This window comes from Faecousia intestinalis (assembly GCF_040096185.1).
In the GTDB taxonomy this organism is placed as follows: Bacteria; Bacillota; Clostridia; order Oscillospirales; family Oscillospiraceae; genus JAZOXB01.
On the sequence record NZ_JBBMFF010000068.1, the window covers coordinates 1 to 2531 of the forward strand.

The window sequence follows — 2531 nt, forward strand, 5'->3', positions numbered from 1 at the left end:
TGCACCCCAAGGGCACTTCCTCGCGCTTCGCGCTCAGGGCGCCACGTCGGCCTGCGGCCTCCTCGCAATGACAAATCTGTTTGCCTCGCGCCGCTGAATTACTGCTGCAATACCCGCAACTGCCTTAGGCGCTCAGGGAGCGCCGCTACAGACGCAATTGGTGCACACCATGTTAACGACAGTCTGTACCGGTTTGCAGGTGCAGCACCTAGCGTGGCACACCCCCGAATTCATGCAAAACGGGAGCGGACGGCGTCCGCTCCCGTTTGCTTTGTTCTTTTACTGATTGTTGCGCTGCTTCATCATCTGGCGCATTCTGGCCGCGTGATCCAGCTCACGCTTGCGGATACGCAGGCTCTGCGGCGTGACCTCGAGCAGCTCGTCGTCCGCAAGGAACTCCAGGCACTGCTCCAGCGACATCTGGCGCGGACTCGTCAGGCGGAGCGCATCATCCGCACCGGCGGCGCGCATGTTCGTCAGCTGCTTCTTCTTGCAGACGTTGACGGTCATATCCTCATTGCGCGAGCAGATGCCGACGACCATACCGGCATAGACCTGCGTGCCCGGTCCGATAAACAGGACGCCGCGCTCCTGCGCGTTGAACAGGCCGTAGGTGCAGGCCTCGCCGCTTTCAAAGGCGACGAGCGAGCCGGTCTTGCGGCGCTCGATCTCACCCTTGACGGGGGCGTAGGAATCCAGCACGGAGGACATGATGCCCTCGCCGCGCGTATCGGTCAGGAACTCGCTGCGATAGCCGAACAGGCCGCGCGACGGAACGAGGAACTCGAGGCGATAGCGGCTGCCGACAGGGTTCATGGAGAGCAGGTCGCCCTTGCGGCGGCCCATTTTTTCGATGACGCTGCCCATGGAGGCCTCCGGAACGTCGGCCACCATGCGCTCGATCGGCTCGCAGACCTTTCCGTCAATGACCTTTGTCAGAACGCGCGGGGTGCTGACCTGGAACTCATAGCCCTCGCGGCGCATCGTCTCAATGAGAATGGAGATATGCATCTCGCCGCGGCCCGCGACGTTGAACGCGTCTGTGCCCTGCTCCGTCACATGCAGGGAGACATCCTTGAGGAGCTCGCGCTGCAGACGGTCGCGCAGATTTCGTGACGTGACGTACTTGCCCTCCTTGCCCGCGAACGGAGAATCGTTGACGGAGAACGTCATCTCGATGGTCGGGTCGGAGATCTTCACGAAGGGCAGCGGCTCCACCTGCTCCGGCGCGCAGATCGTGCGGCCGATGGTGATGTCCGCCATGCCGGAGAACGCGACGATCTCGCCTGCCCCTGCCTCCTGAATGGGATTTTTGCCGAGGCCGTCGAACTCATAGAGCGCGACGATCTTGCCCTTGGCGGAGTGGCTGGGATCGTGATAGTCGCAGATGGCGACCTCCTGATTGACGCGGACGGTGCCGCGCTCGACGCGGCCGATGCCGATACGGCCGACGTAGTCGTTATAATCGATGGAGGAGACGAGCATCTGCATGGGCGCCGTGGGGTCGCCCTCCGGTGCAGGGATATAGTTGACGATGGTATCGAACAGCGGGTCGAGATTCACGCCCGTCTCGTTCGGCGAGTAGCTGGCGATGCCCTGCCGCGCGGAGCAGAACAGCGTCGGCGATTCGAACTGCTCGTCCGTGGCGTTCAGGTCGAGCAGCAGCTCAAGCACCTCGTCCATGACCTCCTCGACGCGGGCGTCGAGACGGTCGATCTTATTGACAACGACAATGACCTTGTGGCCCAGCTCCAGCGCCTTCTGCAGCACGAAGCGGGTCTGCGGCATGGGGCCCTCCGCCGCATCGACGAGCAGCAGAACGCCGTTGACCATCTTGAGGATACGCTCAACCTCGCCGCCGAAATCGGCGTGGCCCGGGGTATCGACGATGTTGATTTTCGTTCCCTTATAATGCACGGCGGTATTCTTGGCCAGAATGGTAATGCCGCGCTCACGCTCCAGATCGCCCGAGTCCATCACGCGGTCCACCACAGCCTGATTCTCGCGGTAGATGCCGCCCTGCTTGAGCATTTCATCGACCAGCGTCGTCTTGCCATGGTCAACGTGCGCGATGATGGCGATATTTCGAATGTTTTTCTGATCCGTCATGGAAGACAGTCCCTTCTATTCTGTATCCGGTCTAGGGCAGCAACGCATGATTCAGCAAGAGCATTCGGCGGGAGATTTTTTGTCGAGACAAGGTTTGAAAAGTGCAGATGTACTTTGTGTACCTCAAGCTTTTCAAACCGATGGATCGGCGAAAAATATCCGGCGAAGGTCGAAGCTGCAATTGTGCGGTGTTGCCCAAAAGATTTTTTGTCCACAAAATGAAAATATACCACACGCAGGCAAAATCCGCAAGGTGAAAATCGTGATTTTTCGAACTTTTTTGTAAAAAACGGATGCAGCGTGCCCTTTGCGGGCGGTGAGCGCCTTGCAGGTTGGCGATGATTGCGGCACACATTCTGTGGCGCAAGGCCCACAGCTTTGTCATTGCGAGGCCCCAACGGGGCCGTGGCCATCTCGTGCAG

2 protein-coding genes are annotated in these 2531 nt (G+C 59.9%); both read right to left on the reverse strand.

Annotated elements, in window-relative coordinates:
• Positions 1–279: 279 nt before the first annotated feature.
• A complete protein-coding gene (typA, locus tag WMO66_RS00940; RefSeq protein ID WP_349134533.1) occupies positions 280–2109 on the reverse strand; it encodes a translational GTPase TypA in 1830 nt (609 codons plus the stop codon).
• A 31-nt stretch (positions 2110–2140) separates the two neighbouring features.
• A partial coding sequence (locus WMO66_RS00945) for a hypothetical protein (RefSeq protein WP_349134534.1) occupies positions 2141–2531 on the reverse strand: 391 nt, incomplete at its 5' end.

Bases quoted from the DNA above. Each gene is read 5' to 3' on its own strand.
- typA (WP_349134533.1), bottom strand. From the start codon at position 2,109: ATGACGGATCAGAAAAACATTCGAAATATCGCCATCATCGCGCACGTT.